A 20,719-nucleotide genomic window follows, 5' to 3' on the forward strand; every position below is an offset into this window, starting at 1 on the left:
GGTTGTCACCAGCTTGGCGCCGCAGCCTCTGCTGGGGCCTTCACTTGGGACAACTAGGCTGGTTCCATGTTCGACGCGCTGCGTGCCAAGCTGCTGCGGCAGATCAGCAACCGCCCCGTGGAGCGGCTGGCGCCCATCGCCCGGGCCGCGGCACAGCTGGATCTGAGCACCCGCTCCGACGATGAGCTGAGCGCCGCTGCCCGGACCGATGCTGGGGAGGCCGCCTCCTCTGACGAGGCGTTGGCGAGCTACCTCGCTGCGAGCAGGGAACTGGCCGACCGGCATCTCGGGATGCGGCCCTTCGAGGTGCAACTCCACGCCGCGGCCGCCCTGCTCCGGGGCCTGTCCGTGGAGCAGGCGACTGGGGAGGGCAAGACCCTGGTGCTCGCCCTCGCGGCCGCCTCCTACGGCCTGGCAGGGCGGCGCGTGCACGTCCTCAGCGCCAACGACTATCTCGCGGAGCGCGACGCGCAATGGATGGGCCCACTGTTCTGCGCGCTCGGGCTCAGTGTCGCATCGGTGACCGGGCACACGCCACAGGCCCAACGCCGGGAGCGGTACGCGGCGGGCATCGTCTACGTGCCTGTGGCCGAGAGCGGCTTCGATCTCCTCCGCGACCGGATCGCGATGTCCGCCGATGCCCAGGTCTCTCCCGTGCGCGACGTCGCGCTCATCGACGAGGCCGACGCGGTACTCCTCGACGAGGCGACCGTGCCGCTCGTCCTCAGCGCAGAGGCCGGCACTGCGGAGAGGATCGACCCGCGCATCATCGAGGTGGTCGAGTCCCTCGAGCGGGAGAGTGATTTCGCGGTCGACGACGATGCTCGCGCGGTGCACCTCACCGACGCCGGCCTCACCGCGTTGGAGGAGGCGCTACCCGGTCTCGAACTCTTCGGCCGCCACCATCATCTCCTCGCGCAGGCCAACGTCGCCCTGCACGCCCGGCACCTGCTGCGCCGTGACGTCGACTACGTGGTGCGCGACGGCCGGGCGTGGCTGGTCAGCCAGACGAAGGGCCGCGTCGAACTCCTGCACCGTTGGCCCGAGGGGCTCCAGTCCGCGGTCGAGGCCAAGGAGGGGCTGAAACCATCGGCACGCCTGGAGATCCTCGACCAGGTCACCATCGCGGAGCTCGTCCGCGGCTACGGCACCGTGGTGGGCACCAGCGCGACGCTCTGGCCCGCCGCAGAGGAGCTGTTCGAGCTGTACGGCATCGGGGCCGGACATCTGCCGCCCAACGCGCCCTGCATCAGGGTCGACGAGCCGGTGCGGGTCTACGAGCTCTCCGCCGAGCGTGACACTGCGGCGCTGGATCTCGTGCACGCTGCCCATTCCGCCGGCCAGCCGGTGCTGGTCGGCAGCCCGTCGGTGGCGCGTTCTGAGGAGTTCGCCGCCACGCTGCGCGAGGAGGGCCTCGACGCAGTCGTGCTCAACGCCCGGCAGGACGCGGAGGAGAACACGATCATCGCCCGAGCAGGGGAGCCTGGCCGGATCACTGTCTCCACCCAGATGGCGGGCCGCGGCACCGACATCCGGCTGGCAGACGCCGCCCGCGACGCCGGAGGCCTCCTGGTGATCGGGTTAGGGGTCTTCCCCAGCACCAGGCTCGACGACCAACTGCGGGGGAGGGCCGGCAGGCAGGGCGATCCCGGCCGCTCGATCTTCCTGGCCAGCCTCGAGGACGAACTGATCCAGCAGACCGAACCCAACCACCGCACCCCGGCGGACGTGGCCGACGGCGGGCTGATCCGCGACCGTCGGCTCAACGAGATCGTCGGCCACGCGCAGCGGGTCAAGGAGGGCGAACAGCAATCACTGCGAGGGCTGACCCACCGCTATGGGCGGCTGTTGCGGATCCAGCGCGGCAGGATCCTCGAGCGCCGCCAGCGATGGCTGACCGACGACGCCTCGCTCGCCGAGGCGTGGGGCCTCATCCCGGAGAAGGCCGCCCAGTTGGCCGATCAGGTGACAGAGGACGCCATGCACAGGGCCGCACGTACGGCGTTGCTCGCGAGCGTGGACCGGGCCTGGACCAGGCACCTGGACTTCGCGGCGCAGCTTCGCGAGGGCATCCACCTGCAGAGCCTCGCCCGAAAGGTTCCCCTGGAGGTGTTCAACGGCGAGATAGCCCGCGCGTTCGGCCCCCTGCTCGACCGTTCCGTGACCAGCGCGTCACGGATCCTCGCGAGGGCGACCGTCGTCGACGGCGGGCTGCGGCTGAACGCCCGCCAGTTGGGCATTCCCAGCGCCACCTGGGCTTACACCGTCAGCGACTACTCGCTGGGCAGTGAGCTCGACCGGATGGGCAGGAAGCTGAAGGGCAAGGACCGTCGCGGCTACTACTGAGGTCGCCTTGTGGTTCCCTGAGCGTCGCGCCCTGCGCTGGTTGAGCCCGCGAGTTCTACGAGCGGTGTCGAAACCGCTAAGCGTGCCCAGCACCTGTTCCACTGCGGGGGTGTGCCGCCGAGGGTGGGGAAAGAAGGACGCGAGTGTTGCCCGTGCGCATGGACGGCGACGGTCGGTTGTCGCTGCTCGGCGTGGCCTCGAAACTCGCGCCCTTCACTCCCCGTCCCCGGCTTTGCCCTGTCCGGTTGCCCGTCGTTGCTGCCTACACCGTTGTCGACGTGGTTGCCGGAGCGTCCGGCGTCGGGGTGCGTTGCAGAAAGGCAGCGTTGTCGGGCAACTAGGGACCTGGGTGGGGTCCGGTGCCGGAGAAGCACTTGCGTACCCCCGACCCCGGCCACTCCTTCACGCTTCGCCGGTCCCTGAGCGTGAGCGCCAGCGAACGACGAAGGGCCCCCGCAGCCCGATCCGACACCCCAACCACCAGGGTCAAGACCATAGACACGCTGCGGGCGCCCTTCGTCGCCGCGCGGGGCGCGACGCTCAGGGACCAGGACCCGCGCAGCCGATCCGACACCTCAACCACAGGGCATGCTTGCAGGCCCCGACCGCGAGTTCCGGCAGGGGCTGGCCGAACAGGCGGGGGTCAGGAGACCAGGGCCAACAATTCTGGGTCGAGGCAGGTGGCGCGGTCGGGGTACCGGTCCCACGCCGGATCATCGCCAGGCGGGTCCGCATAAGGTTTCACCGCGGGTGGTTCCAAGGCCGTCGGTCTTGGGGTCAGGGTGTTGAGCCTGATGGTGCCGGCCGAGGTGACCAGAAACTCGAGCCCGGAGCGGTACCGCCAGTGGAACACCCCCGGCGAGATCTGCTCGACCCACACCTTCCCGGCAGTCTTGGGCCGGTGGATGCGTCTGGACAGATTCCCCAGGTTCGGCAACTTCGTCTGCCCCGTCTCGCCTTCCGCATAGGGCTGGGTGTGGTCCATGTCACACGCCCTGGCAGGCGTGGAGCCGAACGGGCCCACGCAGTACGGGTCCCGCACGTTCAGCGCCAGCTTCATCGCCGCGGTGGGGTCATGCGCATCAACCGCTGCGAGGCTGTTGGGGTCGATCACCGGCCTGACGATCACCTTGCACCCCTTGAGGAGTTCGGGGAGGCGGTTGGCGAGGAGGTCGCCCCACTTCTCCACCCGCGCAACACCGGAAAGCTCCTGCCCGACGTCGTCGGTGAGCGGGATCTGCTGCGCGTCGATCGACACGATCAACTCCCGCACCGGAAGGGTGTCCTGCCCGAACCTTGAACGGGCCAACTCACCCATCGCAGCCGCCCGACGAGCATTCAGCTTCACCCGCTGGACATCCGTCTCATCAAAGATCAACGCCTGCACATCGGCAGGCAGATCCTGGGCCGGAAGAGTCGCCGCAATGCTGCTGACCGCGTCCTCAAACGCGATCCCATCCGCCGGATTCAACCGGGCGAACACCTCCACCTGACCATCCTTGATACCCGTGACATGCACCTTCCGCTCCTTGCGCGCCAACACCTCACGGGCCTCAGCCGCCGCCGGATCAGCCGCGATGATCCACCCCGGCAACTCCTTCAACACCCGGACCCAGGGCCACTGCCCCAGAGCTTGGGCGCACTTGGCATCTATCTCGGTCACCTGGGTGGCAGACAGCCGGGCGCACTCCGCCGCGACGCCCGCGGCCTGGTAGAACCTGATCCGGCCCCCGAGCACTGCTTCCCAGAGGACGGGGTGGCGGTCGCGGACGTTGAGCACGTCCGCGATCCTGCCGATCGCCGAACCCGGCGAGATCCCCAGTACAGCGGCGATCTCGACCGCGACGAACTCACCCACCGACGCCGTGCCGTCGGCGCCGAACCGGACCAGACGCTCGATGGTCTCCACCGTTCGCTCTTCATCGATCTCGTAGGCGTCGCAGATCTGCGCAATACTCACCGCCTGCAACACCTCACCCGTCTGGGCCAGGTCGTTGCCTCTCAGGAGGTCTTCCAGACCGTCTGTCACGGCCCGGGGTAATAGATCCATCATGAGATCCACGCTAGAGGCGACCTCTGACATTTTTCGCCTATGCTGGCTATATGGCCAGATTCTTTTCGTTGATGTGGGCTATCCGTTGAGGGTGATGGGTGGGGTGTTGGATCGGCTGCGGGCGCCCTTCGTCGTGGCCCGGCTCCTTCGTCGCGGGGGCCACGCTCAGGGACCAGGGCCCCCGCAGCCGATCCGACACGTCAACCACCGGGGCATGCCAGTAGGCCCCGACCGCGAGTACCGGCAGGGGCTGGGCAAGCAGGCAGGGTCAGGAGACCAGGGCCAACAATTCAGGGTCGAGGCAGGTGGAACGGTCCGGGTACAGGTCCCACGCCGGATCCGCGTACGGACGCACGGGCGGTGGCTCCATGGCCGTCGGTCGTGGGGTGAGGGTGTTGAGCCGGATGGTGCCGGCCGAGGTGACCAGAAACTCCAACCCCCAGCGGTAGCGCCAGTGGAACACCCCAGCGCCTAGAAGGTTTTCGGACACCGCTCGTAGCACTCGCGGGCTCAACCAGCGGCGCCTACCGGTCAGCGGTAGTCGCTGCGCACGAAGTTGGGCACCGAACCCACGAACCGCTCCAGCAGCGCCAGGTGGGCGTCGAGATCCTGCTCCTTGGCGCCCGGGGGCAGCCAGGAGACCACCCAGCCGCCGGCGAGGTCGACGCGTTCGGCGCTCAACGGGGCGTCGACGAACAGGGCAAGTAGCCGCTGGTGCACCACGTCGGACGCGTAGCGCGGATCCTCGGCAGTGACGCGCCAGCGCTGGTTGAAGTCAACAGACTCGAACTTCTGCCGCTGCGTGATCCACACCTCGTCGAGCGACCGGTCGGTCACTGACAGCGGTGGCAGGTGCAACTCGGCCTCGACCGCAAGGAAACGACGCTGGAACTCAGGGCTGTTGAGCCCGTGCACCATCCCGGCGAACGCGGTGTGGGGACCGGCCTTGCCGTAGACGATGTCGGTGATCTTGTGGGTCTTCTTCTCATCGGAGACGCCGGCGATCTTCAGCGCCTTCGCGTGCTCGCGGAGGTGGACGATCATGTTCTCGACCGGCCGCCACGCGTCGGCGGGGCTCTTCCCACGGATGACCGTCCGCTCGTAGCGCCACCCGCGCTCGGCCGCCCAGCGCTGCAACCCGGGACGGATCCGGCGGGCCAGTGCATCGGCGCGCACCTTGCTGACCCCACGGATGATCAGCCACGGGATGCCCACGAGGATCAGGATCGCCAACGCCAGCACCGTGAGGCCCACCAGGATGGCGCCCACCCAGGGGATGTCGAACAGCGTCGACGGGGCCTCGAGCACGATGATCAGCAAGCCGACGCACACCGCGGTCACGACGGCGAGGGTCGTGGTGATGGTCCGGGAGGCACGGCGTGCGAACACGGAGAGGGGCTGACGGCGCTGATGGCGATTCACGAGTGGCAAGGCTACCCCGATAACATGGCCGGACGAGCTGCACCGTCTATGCAGCCGTAGATAGGGAAATGACTGTGATTCGCACCTTTGAGGCCGGCATGCTGCGGGCCGAGCACGTCGGGCAGGAAGTCGTCCTCGCCGGGTGGGTGGCCAAGCGCCGCGACCACGGCGGCGTGGCCTTCATCGACCTGCGCGACGCCTCCGGCATCTGCCAGATCGTCGTGCGCGACGAATACCTCGAATCGGCCGGCATCCACGACCTGCGCAACGAGTTCTGCATCAAGGTCACCGGTGTGGTCGACAAGCGCGACGACGAGAACATCAACCCCAACCTGCCCACCGGCGAGGTTGAGGTGGCCATCCGCGAGCTCGAGGTGCTGAACTCCGCCGCCCCGCTGCCGTTCCAGATCGACGAGCGCACCACGGTGGGCGAGGACGTCCGCCTCAAGTACCGCTACCTGGATCTGCGTCGCCCCCGCCAGCACGAAGCGATGGTGCTGCGCTCCAACGTGACCCACACCATCCGCGAGGTGCTCGCGAAGAACGGCTTCTACGACATCGAGACGCCCACCCTGACCCGCTCGACGCCGGAGGGTGCCCGCGACTTCATCGTCCCGGCACGCCTCCACCCCGGCAAGTGGTACGCGCTGCCTCAGAGCCCCCAGCTGTTCAAGCAGCTGCTCATGGTGGGCGGTATGGAGCGCTACTACCAGATCGCGCGCTGCTACCGCGACGAGGACTTCCGCGCCGACCGCCAGCCCGAGTTCACCCAGCTCGACATCGAGATGAGCTTCGTCGACCAGGACGACGTGATCTCGCTGTCCGAGGAGGTCATGGCCGCCTGCTGGCGCCTCATCGGCGTGGAACTGCCCACCCCGATGCCGCGCATCACCTGGCACGACGCGATGGACAACTACGGCTCCGACAAGCCGGACCTCCGCTTCGACCTGAAGATCCGCGAGCTCACCGAGTACTTCAAGGACACCCCGTTCCGCGTGTTCCAGAACGAGTACGTGGGCGGAGTCGTCATGCCCGGCGGCGCCTCGTTGCCGCGCCGCCAGTTCGATGCCTGGCAGGAGTGGGCCAAGCAGCGCGGCGCCCGCGGCCTGGCCTACATCACCATCGGCGAGGACGGCACCCTGGGCGGCCCCGTCGCCAAGAACCTGTCTGACGCAGAGCGCGACGGCATCGCCGCGGCCATGGACGCCAACCCGGGCGACGCGATCTTCTTCGCCGCCGGCAAGCGCGAGCAGTCCCAGGAACTCCTCGGTGCCGCCCGCCTCGAGATCGGGCACCGCACCGGTCTGATCAACGAGGACGAGTGGAGCTTCGTCTGGGTGGTCGACGCGCCCATGTTCAAGTCCACCGAGGCCGCCGAAGCCTCGGGCGACGTCGCCGTCGGCGGCGGCAAGTGGACGGCCGTGCACCACGCGTTCACCGCACCCACGCCCGAGAGCATGGACACCTTCGACACGGATCCCGGCTCGGCGCTCAGCTACGGCTACGACTTCGTCTGCAACGGCAACGAGGTGGGCGGCGGCTCGATCCGCATCCACCGCCGCGACGTGCAGGAGCGCGTGTTCAAGGTGATGGGCATCTCGGAGGAAGAGGCGCAGGAGAAGTTCGGCTTCCTGCTGGAGGCCTTCAGCTTCGGTGCCCCTCCGCACGGCGGCATCGCGTTCGGCCTCGACCGCCTCGTCATGCTGCTGGGCGGCTTCGACACCATCCGCGACGTCATCGCCTTCCCGAAGAGCGGCGGCGGCTTCGATCCGCTCACCGAGGCCCCGGCCGAGATCGACCCGAAGCAGCGCAAGGAAGCCGGCGTCGATTTCAAGCCCGAGCCGAAGGACGCCGAAGTCACGTCGTGAGCTACGACCTGTTCGGCAACCTCGACCCCGAGCCCGCACAGCGGGGCGGGTCGTTGACCGACGCCCACAACCCGCAGGCGCCGCTGGCCGTCCGGCTCCGTCCCAGGACCCTGGACGAGATCGTCGGCCAGCAGCACCTGCTGGCGCCGGGCTCGCCTCTTCGGCGGCTCGCCGACGGGCAGCCCATGTCGGTGTTCCTCTGGGGGCCGCCCGGGGTGGGGAAGACCACCATCGCGTCGGTGGTCTCGCAGGCCACGAAGCGACGCTTCGTCGAACTCTCCGCGGTGACCGCCGGCGTCAAGGAGGTCCGCGCCGAGCTCACCGAGGCCAAGCGGGAACTGGCCCGCGGCAACGCCACCGTCCTGTTCGTAGACGAGGTGCACCGCTTCTCCAAGGCGCAACAGGACGTGCTCCTGCCCGCCGTGGAGAACCGCCTCGTCACGCTGATCGCGGCCACGACGGAGAACCCGAGCTTCTCGGTGATCTCGCCACTCCTGTCCCGTTCGCTCCTGCTGCGCCTTCAGCCGCTCACCAACGACGACCTCTCGGCCCTGCTGGACCGCGCGTTGACCGATGAACGCGGCGTCGCCCGCACAGACGGCAGCCCGTTCGAACTTGGCGACGACGCCCGCGAACTCATCCTGCGCCTCGCCGGGGGAGACGCCCGCCGGGCGCTGACCTACCTCGAGGAGTCCGCAGCGGCTGCGGATGCCAAGGATCAGGGCGTGATCGATCTGGCCTCGGTCGAATCCTCGGCCGACCGCGCGGCGGTGCGCTACGACAAGGACGGCGACCAGCACTACGACGTCATCTCCGCCTTCATCAAATCCATCCGCGGCTCCGACGTGGACGCCTCCCTGCATTACCTGGCCCGCATGCTGGAAGCGGGGGAGGACCCCCGCTTCATCGCGCGGCGCCTGATGATCTCGGCCTCCGAAGACATCGGCATGGCAGCCAGCGGTGTGCTGCAGACCTGCGTGGCCGCCGCCCAGGCGGTGCAGCTACTGGGGATGCCGGAGGCGCGCATCACGCTGGCGCACGCCACCGTCGCCGCCGCCACGGCGCCGAAGTCGAACGCCGCCTACCTGGCCATCGGGGAGGCCATAGCAGACATCCGCGCGGGCAAGGGCGGCCTCGTGCCGCCGCACCTGCGCGACGCCCATTACGCCGGAGCGGAGAAGCTCGGCCACGGCGAGGGGTACAAGTACGCCCACGACTATCCGCACGGCGTGGCACCCCAGGTGTATCTGCCCGACGACCTCGCCGGCACCCGGTACTACAGGCCGACGGACCACGGCCAGGAAGCCGCGATCGCGGAGCGCGTGGCGGCGCTACGGGCGCTGCTGGGCGACGGGTGAGTCTCGGCTAGAGTTACGCCCATGACGCTCATGACTGTTGGAGAGATCGCGGGCCTACTCGCCGCGGTCGCAGCGTGCGTATTCGTGGCCCTGGCCGCGGTGCCGCTGCTTAAGGCGGGCCGCGCGCTCGACGAGGTGCGCACCGTCGTGCGTGACCTCGGCACCCATTCGACGCCCGTGCTGCAGGAACTCAAGGGCGCCGTGGCCGCCACCAACACTGAGTTGGCCAAGCTGACCGTGGTCACCGATGACGCCTCGAAGATCACCGCCAACGCCAACGTCGTCACCGAGAACGCCGCCCACCTATCTACACTGTTCACCGCCACGCTGGGCGGGCCGTTGATCAAGACGGCCGCCTTCAGCCACGGCGTGCGCCGCGCACTCAAGGGGCGTCGCGCATGAGCCGCTTCTTCTGGTTGCTCGTGGGAGCAGGCCTCACCGTCTTCCTCATGCAGCGCGGCAAGGAACTGTTGTTCAGGTTCACCCCGCGCGGCATCGCCGAGAACGTAGAGAAGAAGGGGCACGAGACCGCCGCCACCGTCGGCGACTTCGTGGCCACCTTCCGCCACGCCATGGCCGAACGCGAGGCCGAACTGCGTCGCGAACTCGACCTCCCCAAGAACTGACTCCGCACACCATCGCTAGGAACCCCATCACATGAAGACCTCCGAGATCCGGAGCCGGTTCGTCGACTTCTTCGCGCGCAACGGTCACGAGATCGTGCCCAGCGCCTCGCTGCTCTACAACGACCCCACGCTGCTGTTCGTCAACGCCGGCATGGTGCCGTTCAAGCCGTACTTCCTCGGCGATGAGCCGGCCCCGTACAAGCGCGCTGTGAGCTCCCAGAAGTGCGTGCGCACCCTCGACATCGACGAGGTGGGCAAGACCACGCGCCACGGCACGTTCTTCCAGATGCTGGGCAACTTCGCGTTCGGCGACTACTTCAAGGAAGGCGCCATCAACTTCGCCTGGGAACTAATCACGGGCTCCGAGGCCGACGGCGGCTGGGGCTTCGACGCCGACAAGGTGTGGGTGACCGCGCTGCACGGCGACCAGGAGACCATCGACCTGTGGCAGAAGGCCGGCATCCCGCGCGAGCGCATCCAGGAACGCGGGCTCAAGGACAACTACTGGCACATGGGCGTGCCCGGGCCGGGCGGGCCGTGCTCGGAGATCTACATCGACCGCGGCCCTGAGTTCGGCCCCGATGGCGGCCCCGAAGCCGACGAGGACCGCTTCCTCGAGATCTGGAACCTCGTCTTCCAGCAGGAAGAACTCTCCGAGGTGCGCCGCAAGGACGACTTCGACGTGCTGCGCCCCCTGCCGTCGAGGAACATCGACACCGGCTCCGGCCTCGAGCGCGTCGCCTACCTGAAGCAGGGCAAGGCGAACATGTACGAGATCGACGAGGTCTACCCCGTCATCGCGAAGGCCTCCGAGCTCTCCGGCAAGACCTATGGCGCCGATGACGTCGACGACGTGCGCTTCCGCGTGGTCGCCGACCACGTGCGTTCCGGCCTGATGCTGATGACCGACGGCGTCACGCCCGGCAACGAGGCCCGCGGCTACGTGCTGCGCCGCCTGCTGCGCCGCGTGGTGCGCGCCATGCGCCTGTTGGGCGTGGGGGACCCGGTGCTGCAGGAACTGCTGCCGGTCTCGAAGGCCGCGATGCTGGCATCCTTCCCGGAGATCGACGAGAACTGGTCCCGCGTGTCCCAGCTCGCCTACGCGGAGGAGGAGTCCTTCCGTCGCACCCTGCAGGCGGGCACCGTCATGTTCGACACCGCCGTCGGTGAGGTCAAGCAGGGTCAGGCGAAGACGCTGCCCGGCGAGAAGGCCTTCCAGCTGCACGACACCTACGGCTTCCCGATCGACCTCACCATGGAGATGGCCGAGGAGCAGGGCCTGGCGGTGGACCGCGCGAAGTTCGACGAGCTCATGAAGGAGCAGAAGGAGCGCGCCCGCGCCGATGCCAAGGCGAAGAAGGGCGGCACCGCCTCGATGGAGGCCTACCGCCAGCTCCGCGACAAGGGCGAGGTGCCGTTCCTGGGGTACACGGACCTCGACGTCGCCACCACCGTGCGCGGCATCATCGCCGACGGCGTGGCCACGGATCGTGCCGAGGACGGCAGCACCGTCGAGATCGTCCTGGCCGAGACACCGTTCTACGCGGAGGCCGGCGGCCAGGACGCTGACCGCGGCACCATCGTCGGCGACGGCTTCCAGCTCGAGGTGCTCGACGTGCAGAAGCCCGTGCCCGGGCTGGTCGTGCACCGCGTGCAGGTGCTCGGCGAACTGCCCGTGGGGGCGCAGGTCGACGCCCGCGTCGACGCCGCCGCCCGCCACGGCGCCTGCCAGGCCCACACCGCCACCCACATCGTGCACGCCGCGCTGCGCGAACTGGTGGGTTCCAACGCGACGCAGGCGGGCTCGTACAACAAGCCCGGCTACATGCGCTTCGACTTCTCCTCGCCCCAGGGCCTCTCGGATCAGCTCAAGGCCGAGGTGGAGGCCAAGGCCAACGAGGCGATCATCGCCAACTTCGCCGTCACGGCGCAGGAGATGAAGCTCGAGGACGCCAAGGCGCTCGGCGCCATGGCCATGTTCGGCGAGAAGTACCCGCCGATGGTGCGCATGGTGGAGCTGGCCGGACCCTGGTCCCGCGAGCTGTGCGGCGGCACCCACGTGGCCACCACGGCAGAGATCGGCGTGCTGAACCTGCTCAGCGAGTCCTCCATCGGCTCCGGCGTGCGGCGCGTGGAGGCGCTGGTCAGCACCGATGCGTTCGCCAAGTTCGCCGCCGAGCGCGCCCTGGTCAACCAGCTCACCGACACGCTGCGCGTGCAGCCCGACAACCTCGTGGGCCGCATCGAGAAGCTTGTCGCCCAACTCAAGGACGCCGAGAAGACCATCGCCAAGCTGCAGTCCGAGAAGCTGCTCGCCGGGGCAGCCTCGCTCGTGGACCGCGCCGTCGACGTCAACGGCGTGCGCTTCCTCGGCGTGGAGACGCCTGGAGTGGGGGGCAACGACCTGCGCACCCTCGCCCTCGACCTGCGCGAGAGGCTGGGCAGCGAACCGGCCGTCGTCGCCCTGGTGGGTGGCGCCGAGAAGCCCACGGCGATCGTGGCCACCAACGAGGCAGCACGTGGCCTCGGGCTGGGCGCCGGCCGCCTGATCGGCGTGGCCTGCGCCGCGCTGGGCGGCAAGGGCGGCGGCAAGGACGACCTTGCCCAGGGCGGCGGCACCGACGCGTCCGCGGCCCCGCAGGCTGTGGCGGCGGTGCGCACTGCGCTGGAGGAGCGTGCCTGACGGCGCGCGCCTCGGCATCGACTGGGGCAAGGCGAGGATCGGGGTCGCGGCGTGCAACGCCGGGGTCTCCTTCGCCTACCCCGTCGAGACCGTGCAGGCCGGAACGGACGAGTTGCGGAGGTTGGCGGCCATCGTCGCCGAGTACGAGCCGGCCGTGGTCTACGTCGGGCTGCCCCTCACCCTGGCCGGAGAGCGGAGCTTCGCCGCCACCTTCGTGCGCGAGAAGGCCGCGCAGTTGGCCCGAGCGATCCCTGCGACACGCGTGCGGCTCATCGACGAGAGAATGAGCACGGCTACGGCATCGCGTAGTCTGGGCGATGCAGGACGCCGCGCCAAGCAACAGCGCAAGGTCATCGACCAGGCAGCGGCCGTGGAGATTCTGCAACGTGCGCTCGACGCTGAGGGGCGTACCGGAGATGTCGTCGGAGAACCTGTAGAACTGGAGGCGGAGTGAGCGCGAAGTTCACAGACAACGATGGGCGCCTGAACTGGCGCCGCCTGGGCTACTACGCCCGCAGCGCCTTCGCGGTGCTGCTGTCGGCGGCCGTGCTGATAGGTGGCGGCTGGTTCATCTACTCGAAGGCCAACGAGGCCTACGTGTCCTGGCGCACAGCGGATGACTACATCGGTGAGGGCACGGGCGAAGAAGTCCAGATCATGATCCCCCGAGGCGCAGGCGCCTCGGATGTGGGGGTCCTGCTGATGGAGGCGGACGTGGTGAAGTCCGCGGGCACGTTCCGCAAGGTCGCCACCCGCAGCGGCAAGTGGGACCAGGTGCAGTCCGGCAGGTTCAAGCTCACCAAGCAGATCCCGGCGGAGACAGCGCTCGACATGCTGCTCGACCCCGAGAACGCGGTGCGCCTGATGGTGACCTTCCCCGAGGGCCTGGCCGCCCAGCGGCAGTGGGCCATCATGGACCGCGCGGCCAACGCCGACATCGGCCTCACCGCCGCAGACATGGCGGAAGCCGCGTCGGATACCAGCATCTACCAGGCGCTCCCCGGCTACGCCAACGGCGAGCTCGAAGGATTCCTGTTCCCCTCCACCTACGAGGTGGGGGAGCCCGCCGTGGCCTCCCACCTGATCGGCACCCAGATCGGCCAGTTCAACCGCATCGCCGAGAAACTCGAACTCGTGGAGGGCGCGCAGGCTCTGGGCACCACCCCGCGCAACATCGTGACCACCGCGTCCATCATCGCCGCCGAGGTCAACAACCCTGACGATCAGCCGATGGTGGCACGGGTCATCTACAACCGCATCAACCAGGGGATGCCGCTGCAGATGGACTCCACCGTGCACTACGCGGTGCAGGACTGGGGCACGGTCTCCACCACCGCCGAGCAGCGCGCCAACCCCTCGCCCTACAACACGTACGTGCACAAGGGCTACCCGCCGGGCCCCATCACCAACCCCGGCGAGAGCGCCCTCAACGCGGCGCTCAACCCGGCGGAGACCGATGCGCTCTTCTTCGTCACCGTGAACCTCGACACGGGCGAGACCAAATTCGCCGCCACCATCGAGGAGCACAACGCCAACGTGGCCGAGTACCAGGCATGGTGCCAGGCCAACACCGGCCGCTGCTGATGGGCGGCCGCTACCGGGCCGCGCTCATCGGCGACCCGGCCGCCCACTCCCTCTCCCCGGCCATCCACCACGCCGGCTACCAGGCCAATGGCCTCGTATGGCGCTACGACGCCGTCACCGTGCCGCCGGAGGAGCTCGACGGCTTCGTGCGGGCGCGCCTCGACGACCCGGCGTGGGCCGGGCTCAGCGTGACGGCCCCGCACAAGGAGGCCATCCTCGGCTACGGCGAAGCCGACGAGCCCACCCGGCTGGTGGGCGGCGGCAACACGCTGGTCTTCGGTGCGGAGCCTAAGGTCTACAACACCGACGTGCCCGGTTTCGTCCGTGCCTGGCGGGCCCACGGCCTCGACGCGCCTCGCTCGGCGGCCATCCTGGGTAACGGCGCGACGGCGCGCTCCCTGGTGCTCGCATTGGCCGGCTTGGAAGCCCGCGAAGTGGTGATCCTGGCCAGGCACCCCGAGCGGGCAGGAGCCATCGTCGACCTGGCGCAGATGCTGGGCCTGTACGCAGAGGTGAAGGTACTGGGGGAGAGCCCCGGCCCGGTTGACCTGGTGGCCAGCACCATCCCCGCAGATGCCACCGCCGCCCACGCCGCGCCCCTCGTGGCCGAATCGCGCGTCGTCTTCGACGCCGTCTATGATCCCTGGCCCACGCCGCTGGGCACCGCCGCTGAGGAGGCCGGGCGGTTCTCGCTCAACGGGCTCGACCTGCTGGCCGGCCAGGCGGTGGACCAGTTCTACCTGTTGACCGGCCACCAGGTGACGTTTGAGGCGTGCCGTTCGGCTGCCGGGCGGGAGCTCCGGCGCCGCGCCGGACTCTGACACAATGGCGCACATGTTGCGTTACCTCACGGCCGGTGAATCCCATGGCCAAGCTCTGATCGCCACCATGGAAGGGATCCCCGCGCACGTCCGCGTAGGGACCGGGGAGATCGCTGAGAACCTCCGCCGGCGCCGGCTGGGCGTCGGGCGTGGCGCCCGGATGAAGTTCGAGGCGGACGAGTTGACGCTGCTGGCCGGCTTCCGGCACGGCGAGACCCTGGGCTCACCCATCGCGATCATGATCGGCAACACCGAATGGCCCAAGTGGGACAAGGTAATGGCCCCCGGCGAGGTGGACGAGGCGGAGCTGGCCGCGCTCGCCCGCAACGCGAAGCTCACGCGCCCCCGGCCCGGCCACGCGGATCTGGCGGGCATGCAGAAGTACGACTTCGACGAGGCCCGCCCCCTCCTGGAGCGGGCCTCCGCGCGCGAGACCGCGGCCCGCGTCGCGCTCGGCACCGTCGCCCAGGCTTTCCTGCAGCAGGCCTTCGGCATCACCGTACTCAGCCACGTCGTCGAACTTGGGCCCGTCCGCGCCACGCGCGAGGACCTGCCCACCATCGACGACCTGCCGGCCATCGACGCCGATCCTGCCCGCTGTTTCGACCCAGAGGCTTCGGCTGCCATGCAGGCCGAGGTGGAGGCCTGCCAGAAGGAGGGCGACACCATGGGCGGCGTCGTCGAGGTGCTCGCCTGGGGTCTGCCGCCGGGCCTCGGCTCCCACACACAGGGCGACCGCCGCCTCGACGCGAAGCTCGCCGGCGCTCTGATGGGCATCCAGGCCATCAAGGGCGTGGAGGTGGGCGACGGCTTCGAGCTGGCCCGCACCCGCGGCTCCCTTGCCCACGACGAGATCCTGCCCACCGACGGTGGAATCCGCCGCGTATCACACCGCGCGGGTGGCACCGAGGGCGGCATGTCCACCGGCGAGGTGCTGCGCGTGCGCGCGGCGATGAAGCCCATCGCCACCGTGCCCCGCGCGTTGCGCACCATTGACACCACCACCGGCGAGCCCACCGCCGCGCACCACCAGCGCTCCGACGTGTGCGCCGTGCCCGCCGCCGGCGTCGTCGCCGAGGCCATGGTCGCGCTCGTGCTGGCGGAGGTGGCGCTGGAGAAGTTCGGCGGAGACTCGCTGGGGGAGACCCGCCGCAACTACGAGGCCTACCTCGCCGACGTCGCCGAGCGCGGGCTGGAGATCGGCCGATGAGCATCGTCATCATCGGCGCGCCCGGTGCCGGCAAGTCCACCGTCGGCAAGCGCCTGGCGCGCAAGCTCGGCAGGACGTACGTCGACGTGGACCAACGCATCGAAGAGGTCGAGGGCAAGCCCGTGGCTGAGATCTTCGCCGACGAGGGCGAAGACTACTTCCGCGCGCTCGAGCAGGAGGCCACGCTGGAGCTCCTCGACGCCTTCGACGTGGTCTCGTTGGGCGGCGGGGCAGTGATGAACCGTGGCATCCGGGAGGCGCTGGAGAACTCGGACCACGAGATCATCTGGCTGAAGGTCTCCATCGGCCAGGCCACCCGCCGGGTCGGCATGAACAAGGCACGCCCTCTGCTGCTCGGCAACGTCCGCGGGCGGCTCATCGAACTCCTGCGGGAACGCAACCCCGTCTACGAAGCGCTCGCCACCCAGATCGTCGAGACCGACGGACGCGGCAGCGTCGAAGTCGCCGATGAACTCGCCGCAGAAAGGGGCGCGGAGCAGTGAGCGTCCACGTCGACTCCACGCTCGGCCCCTACGACGTGCACATCGGTCGCGGCGTCCTCAACCGGCTTCCTGACCTCGTGGGCGACGCGATGCGGGTCGCGGTCATCCACCCCGAACCGCTGACCATGCTGGCGCGGACCGTGGCCGCTCAGCTCGACCGGCAGATCACCATGATCCCGGTGCCCGACGCGGAGGCCGCGAAGACCGCCGAGGTGCTGACCCGCTGCTGGGACACCCTGGCCGGCGCGGGCTTCACGCGCAGCGACCTCGTGATCGGCATCGGCGGCGGCACCACCACCGATCTGGCCGGCTTCGTGGCGGCTTCCTGGCTGCGCGGGGTGGGCTACATCAGCATCCCGACGTCCGTGCTGGCCATGGTCGACGCGGCCGTGGGCGGCAAGACCGGCATCAACCTGGGCGCTGGCAAGAACCTGGTGGGCGCCTTCTACGAACCCCTCGCGGTGCTCTGCGACCTGTCCCTGCTCGACACCCTGCCGGAGCGCGACGTGCGCGCCGGCATGGCCGAGGTGATCAAGTGCGGGTTCATCGCCGACACCGGCATCCTGGAACTCGCCCGGGAGGACCTCACCGACGCGGCGGACACCACCAGCGACCGCTTCGCCGAACTCGTCACGCGCGCAGTGCAGGTCAAGGCGACGGTGGTGGCGGCCGACTTCCGGGAATCCACCTCCCAGGGCGCCAACGTGGGACGGGAGGCCCTCAACTACGGCCACACCCTCGGCCACGCCATCGAGGCCCACGCGGGCTACACCTGGCGCCACGGCGACGCCATCTCGGTGGGCATGGCCTGGTGCTCGCGCGTCTCGCGGCAGCTGTTGGGCCTGGACCACGAGACCGTCGTGATGCACGACGACCTCCTTGGCGGCCTCGGGCTGCCGCTGCGTTACGAGCAGTCGGCGTGGGCGGACCTGCGTCGGATCATGAGCCTGGACAAGAAGGCCCGCGGCGCCACCCTGCGGATCGTGGGCATCACGGAGTTCGGGAAGCCGGTGATCATCGACGGCCCCGATGAGGGCGCTCTCGAAGCCGCCTACCGCGAACTCTCCTAGCTGGTCCCTGAGCGTGCCCCGCGACGAAGGGCCCCCGCAGCCGATCTGACATCTCAACCACCGGGGTCAAGGTCGCAATCACGCTGCGGGGGCCCTTCGTCGCCGCCCGGCTCGCAAGCTCGCCGGGCGACGCTCAAAGTCCGACTACCTCAATTCGGGGCTACCGAACATGACGATGTTGTTGAACACCCATTCGTTGGCCTGGGAGAACACGTAGCCGCCGTTACGGGCCGGGGTGGCCTTGTAGACGGTCACGTAGCTGTACGAGCGGCAACCGTTGCCGCCGGTGCGCGCGGTGTCGCACTCGGTGCGCCACTGCCGGCCGTCGGTCTCGGCGGTCCATTCACCGGTGCGGGCGAGCGGGTTGGTGCCCCATGCCTCGCGGGTCATGTACGGCAGGTACGTGAGGTTGTTGAACGTCCACGTGTTCTTCCGCACGAAGCGACCGTTCTCGATCACCACGACGGTGGCCCAGATCTCGGTGCGGCAGCGCTCGGTCTGCGAGTACTGCTCACAGGTCGTGTTCCAGTCGCGGCCGTTGAGGTTGCGGTGCAGCCCGGCCAGCGTGTACGGCGCGGTGCGCTGATACTTGGCGGGCTCATCCGTGGGCTCGCCGGTCGGGTCGTCCGTGGGCTCATCCGTCGGGTCGTCCGTGGGCTCGTCAGTCGGCTCCCCGGTGGGATCGTCCGTGGGCTCCACCGTCGGCTCTTCGGTCGGCTCCGTCGTCGGGGCGGGGCCCACGATGACGGTGAACGTGCCCGAGGACACGTTGCCCTCGCTGTCGGTGACGTTGACGGTGACGGTGAATGCGCCCACGGTGGTGGGCGTGCCCAGGATGAGGCCAGTGGGATCGATCGACATCCAGGACGGCGCACCGGTCAGGGAGTAGATCAGCGGCGTCGACTCGTCGGTCGCCGAGACCTGCTGCCGGAACGGGACGCCCACCTGGGTGCTGCGATCGGCAATCGGCTCGATGACCGGGCCGGTGGTGTCCGGCTCCGGCGCGACGACCAGAGAGAAGGTCGCGGTGGTCGCGTTGCCGGCGGCGTCGGTCACCACGACGGAGACCTCAACGGTGCCTTCCTCGGCGGGCATCCCCGACAAAACGCCGTCCTCATCGATCGAGAGCCATGCCGGAGCGCCCTCACCGAGCTGGTAGGTCAGCGGCAGCGAGTCATCGGTGGCCTCGACGGCCAGGGTGAACTCGGTGCCCACCGTGGCGCTCTGATCGGCGATCTCGACGAGCGGTGCGGTGGTGTCGGGCTGCGCGGCGAGGATGCCCAGGATCACCGGGTCGTGATCCGAGGAGGCGTAGACGTCATCGGCGTGGAAGTCGGTGACGTTGTAGTTGCGCCGTGAGTACTGGAAGGCGATGGACTCGTCGCCGTTGATGTTCCACACCGTCGCGCCGCCGACGATGGCCTGCGCGGCCTCGTTGGCGAAGACGTGATCCAGCGAGCCGAGGCGGCCGCTGAACTGGTAGGTGGCCTCCTCGGTGACGCCGCCGCGGGTCTGGTTCTCGAAGCCGGCGGCCTCGAGGATCTGCAGCGGGGTCTCCATGGTGTAGGCGTTGAAGTCGCCCATCAGGAACACGGCCTTCTCGGCGAACGCCTCGAAGGTGTTGGCCCAGTTGCTCAGCGCCCGGGCCTGCGCCTCGCGGGACGGGTTGGCGTTGCCCTGGCCGGTGCCGTCGTCGACGCCCGAGCCCTTGGACTTGAAGTGGTTGTTGATGGCCACGAAGGTGACATCGGTGCCGATGACGCCGAACTCCTGCGCCAACGGCTGGCGGGCGTTGGAGAACGCGTTGTCGAGCAGGATGTAGGACGGGCCCACCAGTTCGATCGTGTCGGGGTTGTAGATGAACGCGGTACGGATGACGTCCTCGCCCGGGGGCGTCACCGTCGGGCTGGGGGCGAAGGCCCAGTTGCCGCCGGCCTCGTTGAGGGCCGCCACCAGGGTGGCGAGCGCCTTGTCGCGGGGCTGACCCTTCAGGTAGGTGATGGCCGCGCTGTTCTCGATCTCCTGCAGGCCGACGACGTCGGCGTCGAGCTTGTTGATGGCGGCCACGATCTTGGCCTCCTGATCGGCGAATGCTTCCGCCGAGTACGCGCCGCGCACCTGGCAGTTGTTGGCGCCGACGGGGTTGCCGTTGCGGTCCGCGTAGAAACGGCAGCGGGACTCGCCCGCGCCCAGGTCGTCGAAGTAGTTCAGCACGTTGAACGAGGCGAGCTTGACGTCACCAGCCACCTCGGCCGGGGCGGCCGGGCGGTCGTTGACCGTGGTGAGGAACGTCTGCTCGGCGCCGACCACCTGGGAGGTGGGCTGGTAGTTCCACTGGAACCGGTAATCGAGGATGACCGGCTCGGCGAACGTGACAGGGGAGCCCGTGCGCATGGGTGAGGCGGCGCTCAGGTACGGCAGCGGGCTGTTCTTGGCCGTCGCGTTGGTCATGTAGTTCCAGCTGGAGCCGTCGTCGAGCGTGATCTCCTTGAGCTGGTTAGCGGCCTCGTAGGCCGTCGCCTCGGCTCCGGGGCGCACCGCGTCGGTGGCCTGGAACAGGGGATCGTCGCCGAAGGCGAGGCCGATCTGGCCGTACTGGTTCAGCGCGTAGTTGTTGGTGATGGTGTAGGTGCCCTGCGGCAGCACGAGCATGCCCTCGTACGCCTCCTTGGCGGCGTCTGTGGCGGGCAACTCGGCGAGGTCCGTGGCCGTGACGTCCTCGCAATCAGCGGCCGGCGCCAGCGTGGGGTTGGTGAGCTGCGTCAGGCCGTTGTACTCGCCCGCGGTGCCGGTCACGGTGTAGCACTCGCCGATCGTGGCAGAGGCTGCCGCGTCGCCGTAGACGAAGATGCCGTCCGACGCGTCGCCGGCTGCCTTGGCCTCGCCGCCGGTGCCGGGGGTCTGGATGTAGGCGCCGAGGAAACCGCCGGTGGGGTAGGCGGCGGTCACGACGCCGACGGTGGTCACCGTCCGGCCGGCCAGGGGAGTGGCGCCACCGGTGCCCTGGATCTCTGCGATGGGGGTCGTCGCCCCCTGCGGGGGATCGGTCGGATCCGTGGTGGGGGGATCGGTGGGGTGGGCCGCCCTCGATGGTGGCGTCGGTGCCGGGTGTGGGCGTCTCGGTGAACGTGAAGTCCACCGCGTTGTTGTCGGTGTCCACCGCACCGGTACGGGT

16 protein-coding genes are annotated in these 20,719 nt (G+C 69.1%); 12 read left to right on the forward strand and 4 right to left on the reverse strand.

Translation table 11 applies throughout. The features are described 5' to 3' along the window. Window positions 1–66 precede the first annotated feature (66 nt). Entirely contained in the window at window positions 67–2,346 is a 2,280-nt protein-coding gene (secA2, locus tag BN1186_RS11840) for an accessory Sec system translocase SecA2 (protein ID WP_040284267.1), read from the forward strand. A 643-nt stretch (window positions 2,347–2,989) separates the two neighbouring features. Here secA2 and BN1186_RS11845 read toward each other — a convergent pair. The 3 genes from BN1186_RS11845 to BN1186_RS11855 form a co-directional block, all read right to left on the reverse strand. Beyond that, entirely contained in the window at window positions 2,990–4,399 is a 1,410-nt protein-coding gene (locus tag BN1186_RS11845; protein ID WP_180349075.1) for a DUF222 domain-containing protein, read from the reverse strand. 268 nt (window positions 4,400–4,667) lie between these two features. After that, complete coding sequence (locus BN1186_RS11850; RefSeq protein ID WP_040284269.1) at window positions 4,668–4,862, reverse strand: hypothetical protein; 195 nt, start codon at window positions 4,860–4,862, stop codon at window positions 4,668–4,670. Between the two features lie 68 nt (window positions 4,863–4,930). Further along, complete coding sequence (locus BN1186_RS11855) at window positions 4,931–5,821, reverse strand: type III secretion system chaperone family protein (RefSeq protein ID WP_139651087.1); 891 nt, start codon at window positions 5,819–5,821, stop codon at window positions 4,931–4,933. Between the two features lie 74 nt (window positions 5,822–5,895). On the opposite strand from BN1186_RS11855, the gene aspS reads away from it, so the two are divergent. The 11 genes from aspS to aroB are packed head-to-tail and all read left to right on the forward strand — an operon-like array spanning window position 5,896 to window position 17,544. Next, a complete protein-coding gene (gene aspS / locus BN1186_RS11860) occupies window positions 5,896–7,689 on the forward strand; it encodes an aspartate--tRNA ligase (protein ID WP_040284825.1) in 1,794 nt (597 codons plus the stop codon). Next, window positions 7,686–9,047 carry a replication-associated recombination protein A gene (locus BN1186_RS11865; protein WP_040284271.1) on the forward strand — a complete coding sequence of 454 codons (1,362 nt, stop codon included), beginning with the start codon at window positions 7,686–7,688 and terminating at the stop codon, window positions 9,045–9,047. The genes aspS and BN1186_RS11865 overlap by 4 nt, the downstream gene beginning before the upstream one ends. A 21-nt stretch (window positions 9,048–9,068) precedes the next feature. Next, the gene (locus BN1186_RS11870) at window positions 9,069–9,449 is read left to right on the forward strand and encodes a DUF948 domain-containing protein (RefSeq protein ID WP_246043306.1); all 381 of its coding nucleotides are present in this window, start codon (window positions 9,069–9,071) and stop codon (window positions 9,447–9,449) included. Then, window positions 9,446–9,673 (forward strand): hypothetical protein, encoded by a 228-nt coding sequence (locus BN1186_RS11875; protein WP_040284272.1) that lies wholly within the window; start codon window positions 9,446–9,448, stop codon window positions 9,671–9,673. Before BN1186_RS11870 ends, BN1186_RS11875 begins: the two co-directional genes overlap by 4 nt. Before the next feature lie 31 nt (window positions 9,674–9,704). Continuing rightward, window positions 9,705–12,356 carry an alanine--tRNA ligase gene (gene alaS / locus BN1186_RS11880; protein WP_040284273.1) on the forward strand — a complete coding sequence of 884 codons (2,652 nt, stop codon included), beginning with the start codon at window positions 9,705–9,707 and terminating at the stop codon, window positions 12,354–12,356. Then, window positions 12,349–12,810, forward strand: a complete 462-nt coding sequence (gene ruvX / locus BN1186_RS11885; protein WP_052460112.1) for a Holliday junction resolvase RuvX — start codon at window positions 12,349–12,351, stop codon at window positions 12,808–12,810. Before alaS ends, ruvX begins: the two co-directional genes overlap by 8 nt. Beyond that, window positions 12,807–13,940, forward strand: a complete 1,134-nt coding sequence (gene mltG / locus BN1186_RS11890) for an endolytic transglycosylase MltG (RefSeq protein ID WP_052460113.1) — start codon at window positions 12,807–12,809, stop codon at window positions 13,938–13,940. The genes ruvX and mltG overlap by 4 nt, the downstream gene beginning before the upstream one ends. Next, window positions 13,910–14,761: a shikimate dehydrogenase family protein gene (locus BN1186_RS11895; protein WP_246043307.1), complete on the forward strand. Its 852-nt coding sequence runs from the start codon at window positions 13,910–13,912 to the stop codon at window positions 14,759–14,761. The genes mltG and BN1186_RS11895 overlap by 31 nt, the downstream gene beginning before the upstream one ends. Window positions 14,762–14,774: 13 nt before the next feature. Continuing rightward, window positions 14,775–15,971: a chorismate synthase gene (gene aroC / locus BN1186_RS11900; RefSeq protein ID WP_040284274.1), complete on the forward strand. Its 1,197-nt coding sequence runs from the start codon at window positions 14,775–14,777 to the stop codon at window positions 15,969–15,971. Then, complete coding sequence (locus tag BN1186_RS11905; protein ID WP_040284275.1) at window positions 15,968–16,474, forward strand: shikimate kinase; 507 nt, start codon at window positions 15,968–15,970, stop codon at window positions 16,472–16,474. Before aroC ends, BN1186_RS11905 begins: the two co-directional genes overlap by 4 nt. Continuing rightward, entirely contained in the window at window positions 16,471–17,544 is a 1,074-nt protein-coding gene (aroB, locus tag BN1186_RS11910) for a 3-dehydroquinate synthase (protein WP_040284276.1), read from the forward strand. Before BN1186_RS11905 ends, aroB begins: the two co-directional genes overlap by 4 nt. 144 nt (window positions 17,545–17,688) lie before the next feature. Here the strand turns inward: aroB and BN1186_RS11915 are convergent, their stop codons facing one another. Beyond that, the gene (locus tag BN1186_RS11915) at window positions 17,689–20,493 is read right to left on the reverse strand and encodes an ExeM/NucH family extracellular endonuclease (RefSeq protein WP_074437031.1); all 2,805 of its coding nucleotides are present in this window, start codon (window positions 20,491–20,493) and stop codon (window positions 17,689–17,691) included. Window positions 20,494–20,719 lie beyond the last annotated feature (226 nt).

It is taken from the genome of Tessaracoccus massiliensis (genome assembly GCF_000826065.2).
In the GTDB taxonomy this organism is placed as follows: Bacteria; Actinomycetota; Actinomycetes; order Propionibacteriales; family Propionibacteriaceae; genus Arachnia; species Arachnia massiliensis_A.